Origin of the sequence: Nocardioides sp., assembly GCF_030149505.1 — a bacterium.
Classification (GTDB): domain Bacteria; phylum Actinomycetota; class Actinomycetes; order Propionibacteriales; family Nocardioidaceae; genus Nocardioides.
This window is the reverse complement of the sequence record NZ_JASBRN010000012.1, coordinates 98,473-114,527: the sequence shown is the minus strand read 5'-3', so window position 1 is coordinate 114,527 and position 16,055 is coordinate 98,473. Positions and strand designations below refer to the sequence as shown.

The following is a 16,055-nucleotide window of genomic DNA, read 5'->3' as shown; positions in this document are numbered from 1 at the left end:
TCCTGGAGGCCTCCAGGAGCCGCTGAGGGGCCATCGCGGGGCCGTGGTGACCCCGCTCGGCGGGTCGTGGGGGCGCGTGGAGGCCCCTGACGGGCTACTATGGGCCCCAGGTCGCCTCGGGCGACCTGTTGTGTGCCACGGCTCGTCGCAGAGCCCGCAGAGATGGAGCGCGTGTGTCCGAGGACAGCCAGGTCGAGACCCCTGCGGCGAGCACCCCGCAGCCCCCCAACGGCGTGGAGTACGACGCCTCGGCGATCCAGGTCCTCGAGGGGCTGGAGGCGGTCCGCAAGCGCCCGGGCATGTACATCGGCTCCACGGGCGAGCGCGGCCTGCACCACCTCATCTGGGAGATCGTCGACAACGCCGTCGACGAGCGGATGGCCGGCTACTGCGACCGGATCGTCGTGACCCTGTGCGCCGACGGCGCGATGAAGGTCGAGGACAACGGGCGCGGCATCCCCACCGACACCGCGCCCGGCCAGGAGCTGCCCGCGCTGACGCTGGCCCTGACCGTGCTCCACGCCGGCGGCAAGTTCGGCGGCGGCGGCTACAAGGTCTCCGGCGGTCTGCACGGCGTCGGTGTCTCGGTCGTCAACGCGCTGTCGACCAAGGTCGTCGCCGAGGTCAAGAACCGTGGCCACCTGTGGCGCCAGACCTTCAGCCTCGGCGTCCCCGACGGGCCGCTGGAGCAGGTCCGCCCGATGGAGGACGGCGAGCGCACCGGCACCACCATCACGTGGTGGGCCAGCCCGGAGATCTTCGAGACCACGACGTACAACCTCGAGACCATCACCCACCGCATCCGCGAGATGGCCTTCCTCAACAAGGGCCTGGAGATCGTCGTGCGCGACGAGCGCGAGGGCGCCGAGGCCGTGGCCGAGGCCGTCGAGGACGACACCGTCGACTCCAGCCAGGAGGGCGCCTCGGCGCCGCAGCGCTCGGCGGGGGCGCTGGAGCAGGTCTTCCGTTACGACAACGGCTTGGTCGACTTCGTCAACCACCTCAACCGCACCAAGCACGCCGCGAACCCCACGGTGATCTCCTTCGAGGCCGAGTCGCCCGACGACGTCGAGAACCACATGAGCCTCGAGGTCGCGATGCAGTGGACCGACACCTACACCGAGTCGGTCCACACCTTCGCCAACGCGATCAACACCGCCGAGGGCGGCACCCACGAGGAGGGCTTCCGCACCGCGCTCACCAGCCTGGTCAACAGCCGCGGCGAGGACTGGGGCCTGATGAAGAAGCCCGAGGACAAGGTCAAGGGCGAGGACATCCGCGAGGGCCTCACCGCGATCATCTCGATCAAGCTCGCCGAGCCGCAGTTCGAGGGCCAGACCAAGGGCAAGCTCGGCAACACCGAGGCCAAGGGCTTCACCCAACGCATCGTCGGCGACCAGCTCGGCGCGTGGTTCGAGGAGAACCCGGCCGAGGCCAAGGAGATCATCCGCAAGGCCCAGGCCGCGGCGCAGGCGCGCAACGCCGCCCGCAAGGCCCGCGACCTCGCCCGCGACCGCAAGGGCCTGCTCGGCCGCGCCGGTCTGCCCGGCAAGCTCTCGGACTGCCAGTCGACCAACCCCGCCGAGTGCGAGGTCTTCATCGTGGAGGGTGACTCGGCAGGTGGCTCGGCCCGCCAGGGCCGCGACCCGCGCATCCAGGCGATCCTCCCGATCCGCGGCAAGATCCTCAACGTCGAGAAGGCCCGCATCGACAAGGTGCTGGCCAACACCGAGGTCCAGTCGATCATCTCCGCGCTCGGCACCGGCATCACCGACGAGTTCGACCTCGACAAGCTGCGCTACCACAAGGTCGTGCTGATGGCCGACGCCGACGTCGACGGCCACCACATCAACACCCTGCTGCTGACGTTGCTCTTCCGGTTCATGAAGCCGCTCATCGAGCACGGCCACGTCTTCATGGCCCAGCCGCCGCTCTACCGGCTGCGCTGGAACAAGCCGCACGAGCACGAGTTCGTCTACTCCGACTCCGAGCGCGACGCGCTGCTGCGCGAGGGCCAGGCCGAGGGCAAGAAGCTGCCCAAGGAGAACCCGGTCCAGCGCTACAAGGGGCTGGGCGAGATGAACGCCAAGGAGCTGTGGGAGACCACCATGGACCCCGACAACCGACTCATGCTCCAGGTCACCCTCGACGACGCCGCGCACGCCGACGAGATCTTCTCGATCCTCATGGGCGAGGACGTCGAGCAGCGCCGCTCCTTCATCCAGCGCAACGCTAAAGACGTCCGCTTCCTCGATATCTGACAGGAGACGCGATGCACGCACGCCCGCCGCGCCCCACCGATCCCGGGCAGGTCGCTCGACGACCGCTTCGCTCTCAAGGTCGCCTTCGCTCCTCCGCCTTGCGGGCGCACGCACCTCGCGCCTCCTGCCTACCGCCATCTACTGACATCTACGGCAATTGCTAGAACCGCGTAGAACTGACCAGAAAGCCACAGACACGTGACGCAGACCCCCACCGACGGCGGCGCTCCCACCGGCGGCCGGATCGAGCCGGTCGAGCTGCAGACCTCCATGCAGCGCGCCTACATCGACTACGCGATGGCCGTCATCGTCGGCCGGGCGCTGCCCGACGTGCGCGACGGGCTCAAGCCGGTGCACCGGCGCGTGCTCTACGCGATGTACGACGGCGGCTACCGCCCCGACCGCGGCTTCTCCAAGTGCAGCCGCGTCGTCGGCGACGTCATGGGTCAGTACCACCCCCACGGCGACACCGCGATCTACGACACCCTCGTGCGCCTCGCGCAGCCGTGGGTCATGCGCGCCCCGCTGGTCCAGGGCCAAGGCAACTTCGGCTCGCCCGGCAACGACTCGGCCGCGGCGATGCGGTACACCGAGTGCCGGATGGCGCCGCTGGCCATGGAGATGGTCCGCGACATCGAGAAGGAGACCGTCGACTTCCAGCCCAACTACGACGGCCGGTCCGCCGAGCCCGTCGTGCTGCCCTCACGCTTCCCCAACCTGCTGGTCAACGGCTCGGCCGGCATCGCGGTCGGCATGGCCACGAACATCCCGCCGCACAACCTGCGTGAGATCGCCGCCGGCGCCACCTGGGCGCTGCAGCACCCCGACGCCACCCGCGAGGAGCTGCAGGACGCGCTCGTCGAGCGGATCAAGGGCCCCGACTTCCCCAACGGCGCGCTCATCGTGGGCAACGCCGGCACCGAGCAGGCCTACCGCACCGGTCGCGGCTCGATCACCCAGCGCGCGGTCATCGAGGTCGACGAGGACGCCCGCGGCAACACCTGCCTGGTCATCACCGAGCTGCCCTACATGGTCAACCCGGACAACCTGGCGCTGAAGATCGCCGAGCTCGCCGACTCCGGCCGCGTGCAGGGCATCCGCGACGTCCGCGACGACACCTCCGACCGCACCGGCCAGCGCCTCGTGGTCGTGCTCAAGCGCGACGCGGTGGCGCGGGTCGTGCTCAACAACCTGCTCAAGCACACCGAGCTGCAGACCAACTTCAGCGCGAACATGCTGGCCCTGGTCGACGGGGTGCCGCGCACCCTGACGATCGACCAGTTCATCAGCAACTGGGTCACCCACCAGATCGACGTCATCGTCCGGCGTACCCAGTTCCTGCTGCGCGAGGCCGAGAAGCGCGCCCACATCTACCGCGGCCTGGTGAAGGCGCTCGACGCCCTCGACGAGGTCATCGCGTTGATCCGCCGCTCCCCTGACGTCGACGACGCGCGCCAGGGCCTGATGGACCTGCTCGACATCGACGAGGTCCAAGCCACCGCCATCCTCGACATGCAGCTGCGCCGCCTCGCGGCCCTCGAGCGGCAGAAGATCGTCGACGAGCTGGCCAAGATCGAGACCGAGATCGCCGACTACGAGGACATCCTGGCCAAGCCCGAGCGGCAGCGCCAGATCATCGTCGACGAGCTCGGCGAGGTCGTGGAGAAGTACGGCAACGAGCGCCGCACCCAGATCATCGCCGCCGACGGGGACCTCTCGATGGAGGACCTCATCCCCGACGAGGAGCTGGTCGTCTCGATCACCCGCGGCGGGTACGCCAAGCGCACCCAGCGCGCGCAGTACCGCACCCAGAAGCGCGGCGGGAAGGGCGTGCGCGGCGCGACCCTGCGCGGCGACGACGTGGTCGAGCACTTCATCGCCACGACCAACCACCACTGGCTGCTCTTCTTCACCACCGCCGGACGGGTCTACCGCACCAAGGCCTACAACCTCCCGGAGGCGGCACGCGACGCCAAGGGCGGGCACGTGGCCGGGCTGCTCTCCTTCCAGCCCGACGAGTCGATCGCGCAGGTCCTGGCGATCCGCGACTACGAGCAGGCGCCGTACCTCCTGCTCGCCACCCGCAACGGCCTGGTCAAGAAGACCCGCCTCGCCGACTACAACTCCCCCCGCCAGGCCGGCGTCATCGCGATCAACTTCCGCGAGGAGGACGACGAGCTGATCGGCGCAGAGCTGGTGCACGGCGAGGACGACGTCCTGCTGGTCTCGCGGCTGGGCCAGGCGATCCGGTTCCGCGCCGACGACACCCAGCTGCGCCCGATGGGCCGAGCCACGTCGGGCGTGACGGGCATGAAGTTCCGCGAGGGTGACTCGCTGCTGTCGATGTCGGTCATCCGCGCCACCCAGGTCGCGGCCGAGGAGGCAGCCGGTCTCGCCGAGCACGACGAGGAGTCCGCAGCCGTCGAGGCGACCGCCGAGCAGGTGGCCGAGGTGAAGCCGCAGTACGTCTTCACCATCACCGACGGCGGCTTCGCCAAGCGCACCCGCATCTCGGAGTACCGCCTGCAGTCGCGCGGCGGTCTCGGCATCAAGGCGATGGCGCTCACCAACGCCGACCGCGGCGGACTCGTGGGCGCCTTCATCGTCGAGGACGGTGACGAGGTCCTCTCCATCACCGCCTCCGGCCAGGTCGTGCGCAGCCCCATCGACGAGGCCTTCCGCCCGACCGGCCGCTCCACCCAGGGCGTGAAGTTCGTGACGCCCAAGAAGAACGACACCGTCGCGGTGGTCGCCCGCTCGGTCGAGGCGGCCGAGGACGAGGAGGAGTCCGAGGAGGGCACCGAGTCGGGCGCCGAGCCGGGCGCCGAGGGTGTGGAGGCGTCCTCGCAGGGGGAGGCTCCTGCGGACGCCAGTGCAACAATCGAGGCCGACGCCCCCGGCACCGAGGCATCCGACCCCGAGGCATCCGACACTGAGGACGAGTGATGACGGACCGATCCACCGAGCAGCGGACCACGCGTCCGGTGCCCGCCCGCGGACCGGAGGACACCGTGACCCGACCGGCGCTCGCCGACCGGGTCAAGGAGCGGCTGACCCGCGCCGGTGACGAGCACCAGGCCAACAAGGACGCCGCCCCGGCCGCGGCGACGCCGGCCGGCGCCGCCGCGGGCCGCGCCCCCCGCCGGGCGAGGCTGCGCCTGACCAGGGTCGACCCCTGGTCGGTCATGAAGACCTCGTTCCTGCTCTCGATCGCCTTCGGCATCGTCACCGTGGTCTCGGTGCTGATGGTGTGGACCGTGCTGGACCGGGCCGGCGTCTGGGAGTCGATCAACGCCACCGTCACCGACATCGTCGGCGAGGACTCCGCCTCGGAGTTCGACATCGAGAACTACATCGGCACCTCGCGCGTCCTCGGCTTCACCATGCTCGTGGCCGCGATCGACGTCATCATCCTGACCGCGGTCGCCACGCTGACGGCGTTCCTCTACAACATGTCCGCCGCGCTGCTCGGCGGCGTTGAGGTCACCCTCGCCGAGGACAACTGACCTGCGCCGCCCGGCGCAGGACCCGTTTTGGGGGGCCGCCGCGCCCTGTTGTAGTGTCCCCCTCGGTCCGGCGCTCGCGCCGGGCTGCCGCCGGTCCGCCGGCTGCGGGCCTATAGCTCAGACGGTTAGAGCGCTTCCCTGATAAGGAAGAGGTCACAGGTTCAAGTCCTGTTAGGCCCACTCCACCCCGGGCCTCGGCCCCCACGGGTCGGGTCCCGGAGAGACATCGAGGAGACCCCCGTGAAGAAGATCGTCATGGTCCTGCTCGCCGTCGGCGGCGCGCTCGTCGCCCGGCGCAAGCTCGAGGAGTCCAAGGCCGAGCAGGCCCTCTGGGCCCAGGCCACCGACCCGGTCAACAGCTGACCCTCGGTCCACCAGCACCACCCGCACGGCGTACGCCGCCGTGCACCCGGGGCCTTGGCGCAATTGGTAGCGCACCTGCTTTGCAAGCAGGGGGTTAGGGGTTCGAGTCCCCTAGGCTCCACCGACTCACCGACTCACCGACTCGGTGACACCCAGCCTCACCAGGGCGCCAGCGCCGCGCGGGCCAGCTCGACGGCCACGGGCGAGAGCCGACGCGACGACCGTCCCGCCCGCGCCGGGTCCTCGTCCCGCACCGCCACCTCCGTCAGCGCGCTCGTGACCTCGGAGATCGCCCAGGCGGCGGCGTCCGGGCCGATGGGGTGCGTGCCGCGTTCGCGCCAGCCCAGCCACGTCAGGGCGTCGGCCAGGCGCTGCTCGTGGTGGCCGCGCGGCTCCGAGGCGACGTACAGCAGGGCGAGCAGACGGGCCTGCACCTCGAAGGTGTCCACGGACCCCGACACCAGGTGCAGCCGCAGGTGCTCCCACAGGGCCGAGGGGTCGACGACGGCGCGGCGACCGGCGGGGGTGAGCACGAGATGGCCCCGGTGCTTGCGCAGCAGCCGCATGCGCTGGAGCCCGGCGCGCAGCTCGCGCACAGGCCACGTGAGGTCCTCACGGTTGGCCTTGCCCAGCCAGTGGGAGCACGAGGGCAGGACCGCCGCGGCGGCCGCCACGTCGACCGGCCGGAGGTAGCCGGCGGGTGTGAGCGGCAGCCCTCCGTCCCGGGCGCGCTCCAGGAACCACCGGTGGCCGGACAGGTGGGAGAGCAGGGTGGCCTCGTCGGGGGCGTCGCCCCCTGAGGGTGGTCCGGTGACGCCTGCGACCTCGGCGACGCGGGCGAGCAGCTCCGGTCCGACCGGCGTGGCACGCAGCCTGCCGAGCAGCTCGGCGAGGTCCGGCCTCAGCGCCAGCAGCGCGGTGCTCGCTGCGACCAGCCGGTCGACCCCGGCAGTGTCGAAGGCGGTCGGGTCCTCGAGCAGGCCGGCGAGCTCGGCGGCGTCCCGCAGCCCGCCGCAGTCCTCGGGCGGGGCGGCGCGCTCGCCGTCGAGGCACGCCGCGGGCGGTGTCGTCGTCCCGACGGACGCGACCTCCTCGAGCACCAGCACCAGGTCCCACTCGTCGCCGTAGTCGTAGACGTAGTGCAGGACGTCCCCCGGCTCGACCAGCACCTCGTCGAGGGTGACCTCGGAGTCGGGCGTCCCCAGGTCGTCGCCCTCCACGGCGTCGAAGGGGCACAGGAACCACTCGGCCCGAGGGTCGAAGCAGTCGCCTCCGATCGCGAAACGGTGCAGGTGCCCGCCCGCCCAGTCGTACGCCGCCTGCAGCACGTCGTGGACGGCCGCGAGCGTCAGGTCCGAGCGCAGCGCGAGTCGTCGCCAGATCGGCGGGGTCGCGCCGGCCAGGTCGACCCGGACCCGCAGGACGACCGGGGTCGCACGCCGCGGTCGGCGCAGGTGCGGGTTGGTGGTGCGCCGGGCGAGCGGGTCGGCACCCGAGAGGCTCCCGAGGCCTCGCAGCTCGGCCAGGTCGGACGCGGCCACCATCGCGGCGAACTGCCGCAGCACTGCGGCGGAGTCGTCGGGCTGGTCAGGACCGTCCGGGCCGCCGAGGCCGTGGTCGGGGGTGGGCACGGACCGATCGTAGAACCGCGCGTCGCGGTGACGCCGGAGCGGGAGCGCGTCACTAGGCTCGCTGCTCGTGACGCTGCCCACGATCCCCCGCGACCGCGACGATGACTACGGGGCGCAGGCCATCGCGGCGCGCAGGACCTACGCCGAGGAGCAGACCGCTGCCCGGCTCGAGCACGTGTCGTCGTACTCCCTGGAGCCGAGCACGCTGCCGGGCAACATCGAGAACTTCCTCGGCGTCGCGCAGGTGCCGATCGGGCTGGCCGGTCCGCTGCTGGTCAACGGCGAGCACGCGACCGGCGAGTTCCTCGTGCCGCTCGCCACCACCGAGGGGACCCTCGTGGCGTCGTACAGCCGCGGGATGAAGCTGTGCCGCGCCGCCGGCGGCATCACCACGACGGTCCTGGACGACCGGATGCAGCGCGCCCCGGTCTTCAGCTTCGCCAGCGCCCGGGAGGCGCGGGACTTCAAGGTGTGGCTGGACCAGCACGTGCCCGAGATCGCGGCCGCGGCCGAGGCGACGACCGGCACCGGCAAGCTGCTCGACATCCAGACGTTCGGCGCCTCGAAGCTGCTCTACACCCGGTTCAACTACTCCACCGGTGACGCCGCGGGGCAGAACCTCACCGGCAAGGCGACCTTCGCGGCGTGCGCGTGGATCAAGCAGCACTACCCGGGCGAGCTGCACTTCCTGCTCGAGGGGCAGTTCGCCACCGACAAGAAGACGTCGGTGGTCAACATGCTCCACACCCGCGGCAAGCGGGTCGTCGCCGAGATCACCCTGCCCGCGGCGCTGGTCGAGGAGCAGATGCACGTCTCGACCGACCAGCTCTACGCCGCGCGGATGCGCGGGCAGCTCGGCTCGATCATGAGCGTGACCAACAACAACGGCAACCACTCCGCCAACGGCATCACCGCGATCTTCATCGCTACCGGGCAGGACGTCGCCAACGTGGCGGAGTCCTCCGCGCTCTACGGCTTCTCCGAGCTGCTGCCCAACGGCGACTTCTACGCCTCCGTCACCCTGCCCTCCCTCATCGTGGCGACGTACGGCGGCGGCACGGGCCTGGCCACGCAGCGCGAGTGCCTGGAGCTGCTCGGCTGCTACGGCAGCGGCGGGGTGCTGAAGCTGGCCGAGATCATTGCCGCGACGGTCCTGGCCGGGGAGCTGTCCCTGGGCTCGGCCGTCGTGGCCGAGGAGTGGGTGCAGGCGCACGACGACCTGGGGCGCAACCGTCCCTAGGGCCCAGCCCCGCCCGCTCGGGACGTCATGCGGGCGGGAGGTCCCTCGATGCAGCGCGCATGACGTCCCGTCGGCGGCGACCGACCGGGACGGCTGTCTCGGTCGGGCAGAAGTCACGATCCGGAGGTCCCCGGGGTGGCACACTCTCTGCCCGTGCGTGTGACTCGTCCGAGCAGGGTCGGCGGCCGGGTGGCCGTCGGCGTCGTCGTGCTCGCCCTGGGCGCCGCCCTGACCGGGTGCAGCGGCGACGACGCACCCCCGCAGGGCGTCGAGCCCCCCGGACCCGTCGCGACCCAGTCGGTGAGTGCCGACTCGGTGACCCCGGCTCAGCGCGCGCTCCCTCACGTCCCGCTGGATGTCACCGCGGTGACCGTCACCGACTTCGACCGGGCCGCCACTCAGCTGGGGCTGCTCGAGCTCTCGAGCGACCTGCCCGCCCGTGAACGCGCGGCCTTCTGGGACCGCGCCCAGCGCGAGACCGCGATCCTCTCCGACGGACTGCTGCGTCCCGTGGGCCCGCAGCTGCTCCGTGACCACAGCTTCACCCAGGAGGACGTCGGCTGGGAGGCCCGGCTCTTCGACGCCGAGGGCCAGGAGGTCGGCTGGATCCTCGGCCTGCACCCGATCATCGACCCGCGCGCGGTCGAGGAGGCCGTCGAGGCCGGGGTCGGTCCGCTGGCCGACGCGGTGGTCGACGTGGACGACGGCCTCGTGCTCTCCGGGGCCGCGGTCGACGTCGAGGTGGGTGAGTCCTGGGCGTCCGACGACGCGACGGGGATGCTCGTCACCGGCCCGGCCGTCGGCACCTACGTCGAGCGCGGCTGCGTCCCCGCGCCGGACGGGGCGGCCGGGCTCGAGCCGCTGACGGCGTACGCCGTGAACCTGGAGGGGACGCTGGCCACCATCCGCCTCGGTGAGGACCGCGACGACCTCTTCGCCCGGGTCGAGCTGGCCGAGTCCTCCCCCGACGTGGCGCGCGCCTTCGAGGGCGGCGTCGCCGATCCCGGCACCGGGCGCATCGGCTACCGCCTCGTCGACCCCGTCGCCGCCGCCGAGCTCACCCTGCGCCGCGGCCTCCCCTTCGCCGCCTGCGCCGACTGACCCTCCCGCCACTCGGCGCTGGTTCGACGGTGACTCGTCACCGGTTCGAGCGTGACTCGGCACCGATTCGAGGCCGAGTCGTCGCGCGCCGACTCACTCTCGAATCCGCGCCGAGTCACGCTCGAATGCGTGCCGAGTGAGCGAGCGACCGGGCGGGCTCAGGCGTCCTGGGAGTGCAGCGCCTTGACGGTCGGCGAGGAGCGGACGGTGCCGGGGTCGGGGTAGGTGCCGAGGAGCCGGTCGGCGGTGCCGGCGGTGACGACGGCGAACCAGTAGTGCTCGTTCTTGTAGTGGTGCAGCCGGTGGTTGCGCCAGATGGCGCGGTAGACGCGGGTGCGCGGCTTGTAGTCGCTGTGCACGAGGTAGTGGGTCCACTCGTAGCCGAGCGCGACGGCGTACGTCGTCACCAGCACCGTCCAGCCCCAGGTCGCGCTCGGCGCCAGCCACCACGACAGCAGGGCGAGGGACACGATCATCCCGACGAGCGAGCGGAACGGGATGAAGACCAGCGGCAGGTCGCGCGGGTCCGCGTGGTGCGCGCGGTGCTCGCGGGCCAGGTGCGGGTCGATGACCAGGCGACCGATGCTGCGCGGCCTCCAGTGCAGCACCACCACGTGGACCGTCCACTCCAGCAGCGGGAAGAGCCCGAGCAGGACGGCGGGCACGAGCAGCTCCCACCAGGTGCCCGCGCCGGAGAGGACCCGCCCGGTGACCGCCACGACCAGCGCCGCGGTGATGACCGGCGGGCTGGGGTGGCGCCAGAACTGGCGGAAGGCCCCGAAGAGCGGCAGCGCCTGACGGCGGCGTGCCTGCCCGGTGATCCGGGCCTCGTCCGCCGCCACCTGGGCAGCTGCTTCCGCCTCGATGCGAGGGTCGACACGGGTCATCGGACGTCTCCTGTCGGGTCGAGGGCGCCGAGCGCGCCCAGGATCGTGTCGGTGGCGGGTCGCAGGACCCGGTCGGCAGCGGCCCGGGCGACCTCGGGGTCGCCACTGGCGATCGCGGCGACGAGCAGCCGGTAGGCCTCGACCTGGCCGACCTCGAGGGCCATCACGGGCGCGAGCGCCTCCAGCGCGGGCTCGTACGCCGCGCGCAGGCTGTTGAACATCAGCCGGAAGACCATCGAGTCGGCGGCGTCCACGACCTGGTCCCACAGCTCGAGGGCGTGCGCCTGGCGCTCGACGTCGTCGTCGGTGGCACTGAGCCGGTCCACGACCTCGTCCAGCATCGCGGCCAGCGTGGGGCCACCCCGCTCGGCGGCGAGCGCCGCGACGGCCGGGCCCACGGCCAGCCGCGCCTCCAGCACGCTGCGGGCCACGGCGGTGTCCAGACCCCCCGCACGGACCAGCAGGCGGGGGAGCAGGTCGAGGCCGGCGTACCTCTTGAAGTCGCGGACGGTCGTGGCCTCGCCCTGGCGGACCTCGACCAGTCGGGTGGCGGCCATCCGCTGCAGGGCCTCGCGCACGGCTGGCCGGGAGACGCCGAGGACCTCGGCCAGGCGGCGCTCGCTGGGCAGCTGCTCACCGGGCGCGAGGCCGCCGTCGACGACCTCGGCCAGGACCTGGTCGAAGACCTCGTCGGGCACCGAGCGGCGGGTCACCGGGGTCAGCGGCATGAGATCGACGGTAGTCAGGGCGACTGGCAGAGGTCAAGTGGTCAGACCAATTGGCAGGAGTCACCGCTGCGAGCGGGCTTCGGCCGCGCCGGTACCCTGGAGGCGTGCCCTCCATCCTCGCCCCCAGATACTGGGGCGCGCACCTGCTCGCGCTGCTCATGGTGGCCGCGGCGAGCGGGCTGGGCTGGTGGCAGTGGGACTCCTACCAGGCGCGACGCGACGCCGAGGCCGTCGACCTGACGCAGGTCGAGCCGATCCCGCTCGCCGAGGCGATGGGTCCCGACGACCCGTTCCCGGGTGAGTACGTCGGCCAGCCGGTGCTCGTGGAGGGCAGCTGGCTCCCCGAGGGCACCGTCTACGTCTCCGGGCGCGAGCACGAGGGGCGCGACGGGTTCTGGGTGGTGACCCCGCTGGCCGTGGGTGCCGCCACCGACCCGGCGCTCCCCGTCGTGCTCGGCTGGTCGCCCACGGTCGAGGAAGCCCCGGCCGCGCCGACCGGCCCTGGAGCGGTCACCGCGTGGCTGCAGCCCACCGACGGCACCGGCGAGGCCGACATCGACCGCACCGACGACGTCGTCCCGCAGGTCCGCACCGCCGACCTGATCCAGCACGTCGACCAGGACCTCTACGGCGCCTACGCCGTGCTCGACCAGGAGCGCACCGACCCGCTCGAGGCGGCCGCCACCCTGGCGCCCGCCGACCTCGAGGAGCTACCCCCGCCGGCGGGCGGCACCGGCTTGCGCAACCTGCTCTACGCCCTGGAGTGGGTGGTCTTCGCGGCCTTCGCGGCCTTCGTGTGGTGGCGCTACGTGCGCGACGTCACCCGCCGCCGCGACGAGGAGGACGCGGCCGAGGAGCCGGCGTCGGACACCCCGGTACCGTCGGGCACGTGACGCACGAGCTCCCCGACGACCTCCGCACCCCGCTGCGGGCCTACCGCACCATGGCCGCCATCGTGGGCGTCCTGCTGGTGGTGCTGTGCCTGGTCGGCCTGCCGCTGCACTACGGCTACCTCGTCTCCGACGCACCCTGGCTGGCCAAGGACACCGGTGCCGGCTGGGAGCTGGGCTCCAACATCTCCGCGTACCTCGGGGTCGCCCACGGCTGGCTCTACATGATCTTCCTGTTCAGCGCCTTCTGGCTCTCGCGCCGGGCCGACTGGGACATCCCGTTCACCGCCGTCACGCTGGTCAGCGGCACCGTGCCGCTGCTGAGCTTCTGGGCCGAGCACCGCGCCACCCGTCGCGTGCGCGCCGAGGCCTGGGCCGACGCCGGGTCGACCGGGCCGACAGGGCCGACCGCGCCCGCCGCCGGCTGACGCCCCCGTCCTCACCCCGTCGACCGTGACCGCGCCCCGCACCGCCTTCGTCCTCGGTGGCGGAGGCGCGCTCGGCGCGGTCGAGGTCGGCATGCTCGGTGCCCTGCTCGACCGCGGCATCACCCCGGACCTGGTCCTCGGCACCAGCGTCGGCGCGCTCAACGGCGCCTTCGTCGCCCAGGACCCGCACCCCGGCGTCGTGGACCGGCTCACCGACCTGTGGCAGGGCGTCGCGGCCTCCTCCAAGGAGGTGTACGGCGACAACCCGCTGCGCGCGGTCCGGCGGGCCGTCGTGACCGGCACCCACGTGTGGTCGGCGCGCCCGCTGGCGACCCGGCTGCGGGAGGAGCTCGGGGAGGTGACCTTCGCCGACCTCGCGGTGCCGCTCCAGGTCTGTGCGGCCAACATCGAGCGGGCCGCGGAGCACTGGTTCGACTCCGGGGACGTCGTCGACGCGGTGGTCGCGAGCGCCGCCGTGCCCGGGTTGCTGCCCCCGAAGCGGATCGACGGGGAGCACTACCTCGACGGCGGCATCGTGAACTCCGTCCCCGTCGCGCGGGCTCACCAGCTCGGCGCCACCCGGATCTTCGTGCTCCAGGTGGGCCGGATCGACCGGCCGCTGCGCCCGCCCCGGCGGCCCTGGGACGTCGCGCGCGTCTCCTTCGAGGTCGCGCGCCGGCACCGGCTGCACCGGGAGCTCGACGAGCTGCCCGAGGACGTCGAGGCCCACGTGCTCCCCGCGGGCGGCACCTCCGGGCGGGACGACTCGGTCTTCGCGGGGCGCGACTTCCGCGCCGTGGCCGAGAAGATCCGGCTCAGCCGGGAGGCGGGTGCTGCGTACCTCGAGGCCCAGGGGCTGTGACGTCCGCGCCGTACGTCCGGCGCCGCGCCCCGGTGCACAGTGCCTCGCACGGCGGGCGCGACTCCCCGCAGGACGCGCCGGTGCGACCGGACCAGCAGCCCGCTGCGGGCGTGAGTGCGGGTCGCGCGGTGCCGCAGGTGGTGTGATGGGGCGGTGAGGTCCAGGTGAGGGTGCTGCGGCGGGCGGTGAGCGTGCCGCTGGTGCTGGCCCTCACCGTGCTCGTGTGGACCACGCTGCCGCTGTGGGTGCTCGGGGCCGCGGCGGCCTCGCCCTTCCTGCCCGGTCGCTGGCGCGCACCCCGGCTGCTGTGGATGGTCGTGCTCTACCTGACGATGGAGGCGGTGCTGCTGCTCGTCCTCCTGGGCCTGTGGCTGGCCTCCGGCTTCGGGCGGCGGATCCGCACGCCGTACTTCGAGGGCATCCACTACGACCTGGTGCAGGGCGTGATGGCCCTGCTCTTCTCCGAGGCGCGTCGGGTGCTGCACCTGGAGGTCGTGAGCCAGGGCTCGGCGCCCGACGCGCACCCCGGCGTGCCGATCCTGGTCTGCTGCCGGCACGCCGGCCCCGGCGACTCCTTCACCCTGATCCACACGCTGATGGCGTGGTACAGCCGCGAGCCCCGGGTCGTGCTCAAGGCGACGCTGGCCTGGGACCCGGTCATCGACACGCTGCTGCACCGGATCCCCGCGCGGTTCATCACCCCTGACCGCGGGACGGACCTCGAGGCCGAGATCGCCGCGCTGGCCACCGGGCTGGACGAGGACGACGCGTTCGTGATCTTCCCCGAGGGGGGCAACTTCACCGACGCGCGCCGCAGCCGTGCGATCGAGCGGCTGGACAAGCTCGGGCTGCACGCGATGGCGCGGCGGGCCGAGGAGATGGTGCACGTGCTGGCGCCCCGGCCCGGCGGGCTGCTCGCAGCCCTCGACGCGGCACCGGACGCCGACGTCGTGCTGGTCGCCCACACCGGGCTCGACCACGTGATGACGGTCGGCGACCTGTGGCGCGAGCTGCCGATGGACAAGCGGATCACCATGAAGTGGTGGCAGGTGCCGCGCGCGGAGATCCCCACCGACCGCGACGCCCGGATCGAGTGGCTCTTCGACTGGTGGGCCCGGATCGACGACTGGGTCGAGACGCACAGGCCCGAGGACATCCCACCTCGCCGCCGCCGTCGTACCTGACGCGACGAACCGGCGGGTCCGGGTGGACCCGCCGGCTCGGCGAGAGGTGCTGTGGTTGGTGCCGGCGGCTGCTACTTCTTGTGCGCCCCGCCGTCGAGGTCGACGGTGGTCGCCGGGTCGTCCGGGGTGGTGACCTCGTGCGCACCCTCGGCGCTGTCGGCCAGCGCCTCGTCGGGCGAGGAGCCGCCGGTGTCGTCGCTCTCGCTGCCGGCGGCGGTGGCCGAGCCGGCCATCGGGGCCGACGGGGTGGCCGCCGCCGAGGTCGGGGTGGCGGCCGGCGCCTTCGGCGGCGGGGAGGGCACGTAGGAGGACTGCCACGCGGAGGAGTCCTGGCCGCCCTGGAGCTTGCGGGCCACGAGGGCCACGACACCGGCGAGGCCGCCGATGAGCACCAGCTTCTTCAGCTTGGAGCCCTTCGTGGGCTGCTCGCCCTTGAGGTCGGCGACCTTGCCGGAGACCTTCTCCGAGACCGCGGCGCGCGCGTCGTCGAGGGTGACGCTCGCGCGGTCACCGAGCTCGTGGCCCTTCGCGGCGGCGAGGGCGGTGCCGGAGGCGACGTACGGCGCGGCCTTGCGGCGGGCGTCGGCCAGCGCAGGGCCGGCCTTCTCGCGGGCCTCGCTGCCGAGCTCGACGGCCTTGTCACGGGCCTCGAGGAGGTAGGGGGTCGCCTTGGTGCGGGCGTCGGCGATCGCGGGACCGGCCTTCTCCCGGGCCTCGGTCAGGGCAGCCTCCACCTGGGGACGGACGGTGTCGACCACCGACTCCACGTAGTCCCCGGCCTGCTCGATGAAGGACTTCTTCCTGCGCAGACGCATCCGCGTCACTTCCTCTCCTCGGTTCGTGCCGTTCCGGTCCATCTGACCACGCGCTCCCCCACCCCACCAGGTCGCTCACCCGGTGGGAGCCCCCCTGGAAGCCGGTGGGGACAGGCGTGCCGGAGGTGCTCGGTGACCCACCCGGGTCCCCGGAAGGAT

Annotated in this window: 14 protein-coding genes and 2 tRNA genes; 12 read left to right on the top strand and 4 right to left on the bottom strand. The window is 72.5% G+C overall.

The annotated features are described in order from the left end of the window. Positions 1-233 precede the first annotated feature (233 nt). The 6 genes from gyrB to Q1V71_RS02180 all read left to right on the top strand — a co-directional run bounded on the left by gyrB (position 234) and on the right by Q1V71_RS02180 (position 6,251). Complete coding sequence (gene gyrB / locus Q1V71_RS02205; RefSeq protein WP_300640253.1) at positions 234-2,261, top strand: DNA topoisomerase (ATP-hydrolyzing) subunit B; 2,028 nt, start codon at positions 234-236, stop codon at positions 2,259-2,261. A gap of 198 nt (positions 2,262-2,459) precedes the next feature. Beyond that, positions 2,460-5,207 carry a DNA gyrase subunit A gene (gene gyrA / locus Q1V71_RS02200; protein WP_300640138.1) on the top strand — a complete coding sequence of 916 codons (2,748 nt, stop codon included), beginning with the start codon at positions 2,460-2,462 and terminating at the stop codon, positions 5,205-5,207. Then, positions 5,207-5,767 carry a DUF3566 domain-containing protein gene (locus Q1V71_RS02195; RefSeq protein ID WP_300640135.1) on the top strand — a complete coding sequence of 187 codons (561 nt, stop codon included), beginning with the start codon at positions 5,207-5,209 and terminating at the stop codon, positions 5,765-5,767. Before gyrA ends, Q1V71_RS02195 begins: the two co-directional genes overlap by 1 nt. Positions 5,768-5,873: 106 nt before the next feature. After that, positions 5,874-5,947, top strand: a tRNA-Ile gene (locus Q1V71_RS02190). A 60-nt stretch (positions 5,948-6,007) separates the two neighbouring features. After that, positions 6,008-6,130 carry a DLW-39 family protein gene (locus Q1V71_RS02185; protein ID WP_300640132.1) on the top strand — a complete coding sequence of 41 codons (123 nt, stop codon included), beginning with the start codon at positions 6,008-6,010 and terminating at the stop codon, positions 6,128-6,130. Between the two features lie 48 nt (positions 6,131-6,178). Beyond that, positions 6,179-6,251 (top strand) — tRNA-Ala (locus tag Q1V71_RS02180). Between the two features lie 37 nt (positions 6,252-6,288). Here the strand turns inward: Q1V71_RS02180 and Q1V71_RS02175 are convergent. Next, positions 6,289-7,761: a plasmid pRiA4b ORF-3 family protein gene (locus tag Q1V71_RS02175; RefSeq protein WP_300640129.1), complete on the bottom strand. Its 1,473-nt coding sequence runs from the start codon at positions 7,759-7,761 to the stop codon at positions 6,289-6,291. A 67-nt stretch (positions 7,762-7,828) separates the two neighbouring features. Here Q1V71_RS02175 and Q1V71_RS02170 point away from each other — a divergent pair, with 67 nt between their 5' ends. Together Q1V71_RS02170 and Q1V71_RS02165 are read left to right on the top strand one after the other, a co-directional pair. Next, complete coding sequence (locus Q1V71_RS02170; RefSeq protein WP_300640126.1) at positions 7,829-9,001, top strand: hydroxymethylglutaryl-CoA reductase; 1,173 nt, start codon at positions 7,829-7,831, stop codon at positions 8,999-9,001. Positions 9,002-9,154: 153 nt separating this feature from the next. Beyond that, a complete protein-coding gene (locus tag Q1V71_RS02165; protein ID WP_300640123.1) occupies positions 9,155-10,102 on the top strand; it encodes a hypothetical protein in 948 nt (315 codons plus the stop codon). 158 nt (positions 10,103-10,260) lie between these two features. Here the strand turns inward: Q1V71_RS02165 and Q1V71_RS02160 are convergent, their stop codons facing one another. Both Q1V71_RS02160 and Q1V71_RS02155 read right to left on the bottom strand, forming a co-directional pair. Then, positions 10,261-10,989, bottom strand: coding sequence for a sterol desaturase family protein (locus tag Q1V71_RS02160; RefSeq protein ID WP_300640120.1), 729 nt, complete (start codon positions 10,987-10,989; stop codon positions 10,261-10,263). Next, the gene (locus Q1V71_RS02155) at positions 10,986-11,717 is read right to left on the bottom strand and encodes a FadR/GntR family transcriptional regulator (RefSeq protein ID WP_300640117.1); all 732 of its coding nucleotides are present in this window, start codon (positions 11,715-11,717) and stop codon (positions 10,986-10,988) included. The genes Q1V71_RS02160 and Q1V71_RS02155 overlap by 4 nt, the downstream gene beginning before the upstream one ends. 104 nt (positions 11,718-11,821) lie before the next feature. Here Q1V71_RS02155 and Q1V71_RS02150 point away from each other — a divergent pair, with 104 nt between their 5' ends. The 4 genes from Q1V71_RS02150 (at position 11,822) to Q1V71_RS02135 (ending at position 15,081) form a co-directional block, all read left to right on the top strand. Beyond that, the gene (locus Q1V71_RS02150) at positions 11,822-12,610 is read left to right on the top strand and encodes an SURF1 family protein (protein WP_300640114.1); all 789 of its coding nucleotides are present in this window, start codon (positions 11,822-11,824) and stop codon (positions 12,608-12,610) included. Further along, positions 12,607-13,035: a DUF3817 domain-containing protein gene (locus Q1V71_RS02145; protein ID WP_300640111.1), complete on the top strand. Its 429-nt coding sequence runs from the start codon at positions 12,607-12,609 to the stop codon at positions 13,033-13,035. The genes Q1V71_RS02150 and Q1V71_RS02145 overlap by 4 nt, the downstream gene beginning before the upstream one ends. A 25-nt stretch (positions 13,036-13,060) precedes the next feature. Continuing rightward, positions 13,061-13,897: a patatin-like phospholipase family protein gene (locus tag Q1V71_RS02140; RefSeq protein WP_300640108.1), complete on the top strand. Its 837-nt coding sequence runs from the start codon at positions 13,061-13,063 to the stop codon at positions 13,895-13,897. A gap of 185 nt (positions 13,898-14,082) precedes the next feature. Then, on the top strand, positions 14,083-15,081 hold the full coding sequence (locus tag Q1V71_RS02135) for a 1-acyl-sn-glycerol-3-phosphate acyltransferase (RefSeq protein WP_300640105.1): 999 nt from the start codon (positions 14,083-14,085) through the stop codon (positions 15,079-15,081). Positions 15,082-15,152: 71 nt separating this feature from the next. Here the strand turns inward: Q1V71_RS02135 and Q1V71_RS02130 are convergent, their stop codons facing one another. After that, the gene (locus Q1V71_RS02130) at positions 15,153-15,905 is read right to left on the bottom strand and encodes a hypothetical protein (RefSeq protein WP_300640102.1); all 753 of its coding nucleotides are present in this window, start codon (positions 15,903-15,905) and stop codon (positions 15,153-15,155) included. Positions 15,906-16,055 lie beyond the last annotated feature (150 nt).

What these genes read in the sequence shown, in the direction of transcription:
- Q1V71_RS02195 (WP_300640135.1), top strand. Translation starts at nt 5,207, where the DNA reads ATGACGGACCGATCCACCGAGCAGCGGACCACGCGTCCGGTGCCCGCC.
- Q1V71_RS02160 (WP_300640120.1), bottom strand. Translation starts at nt 10,989, where the DNA reads ATGACCCGTGTCGACCCTCGCATCGAGGCGGAAGCAGCTGCCCAGGTG.
- Q1V71_RS02155 (WP_300640117.1), bottom strand. Translation starts at nt 11,717, where the DNA reads ATGCCGCTGACCCCGGTGACCCGCCGCTCGGTGCCCGACGAGGTCTTC.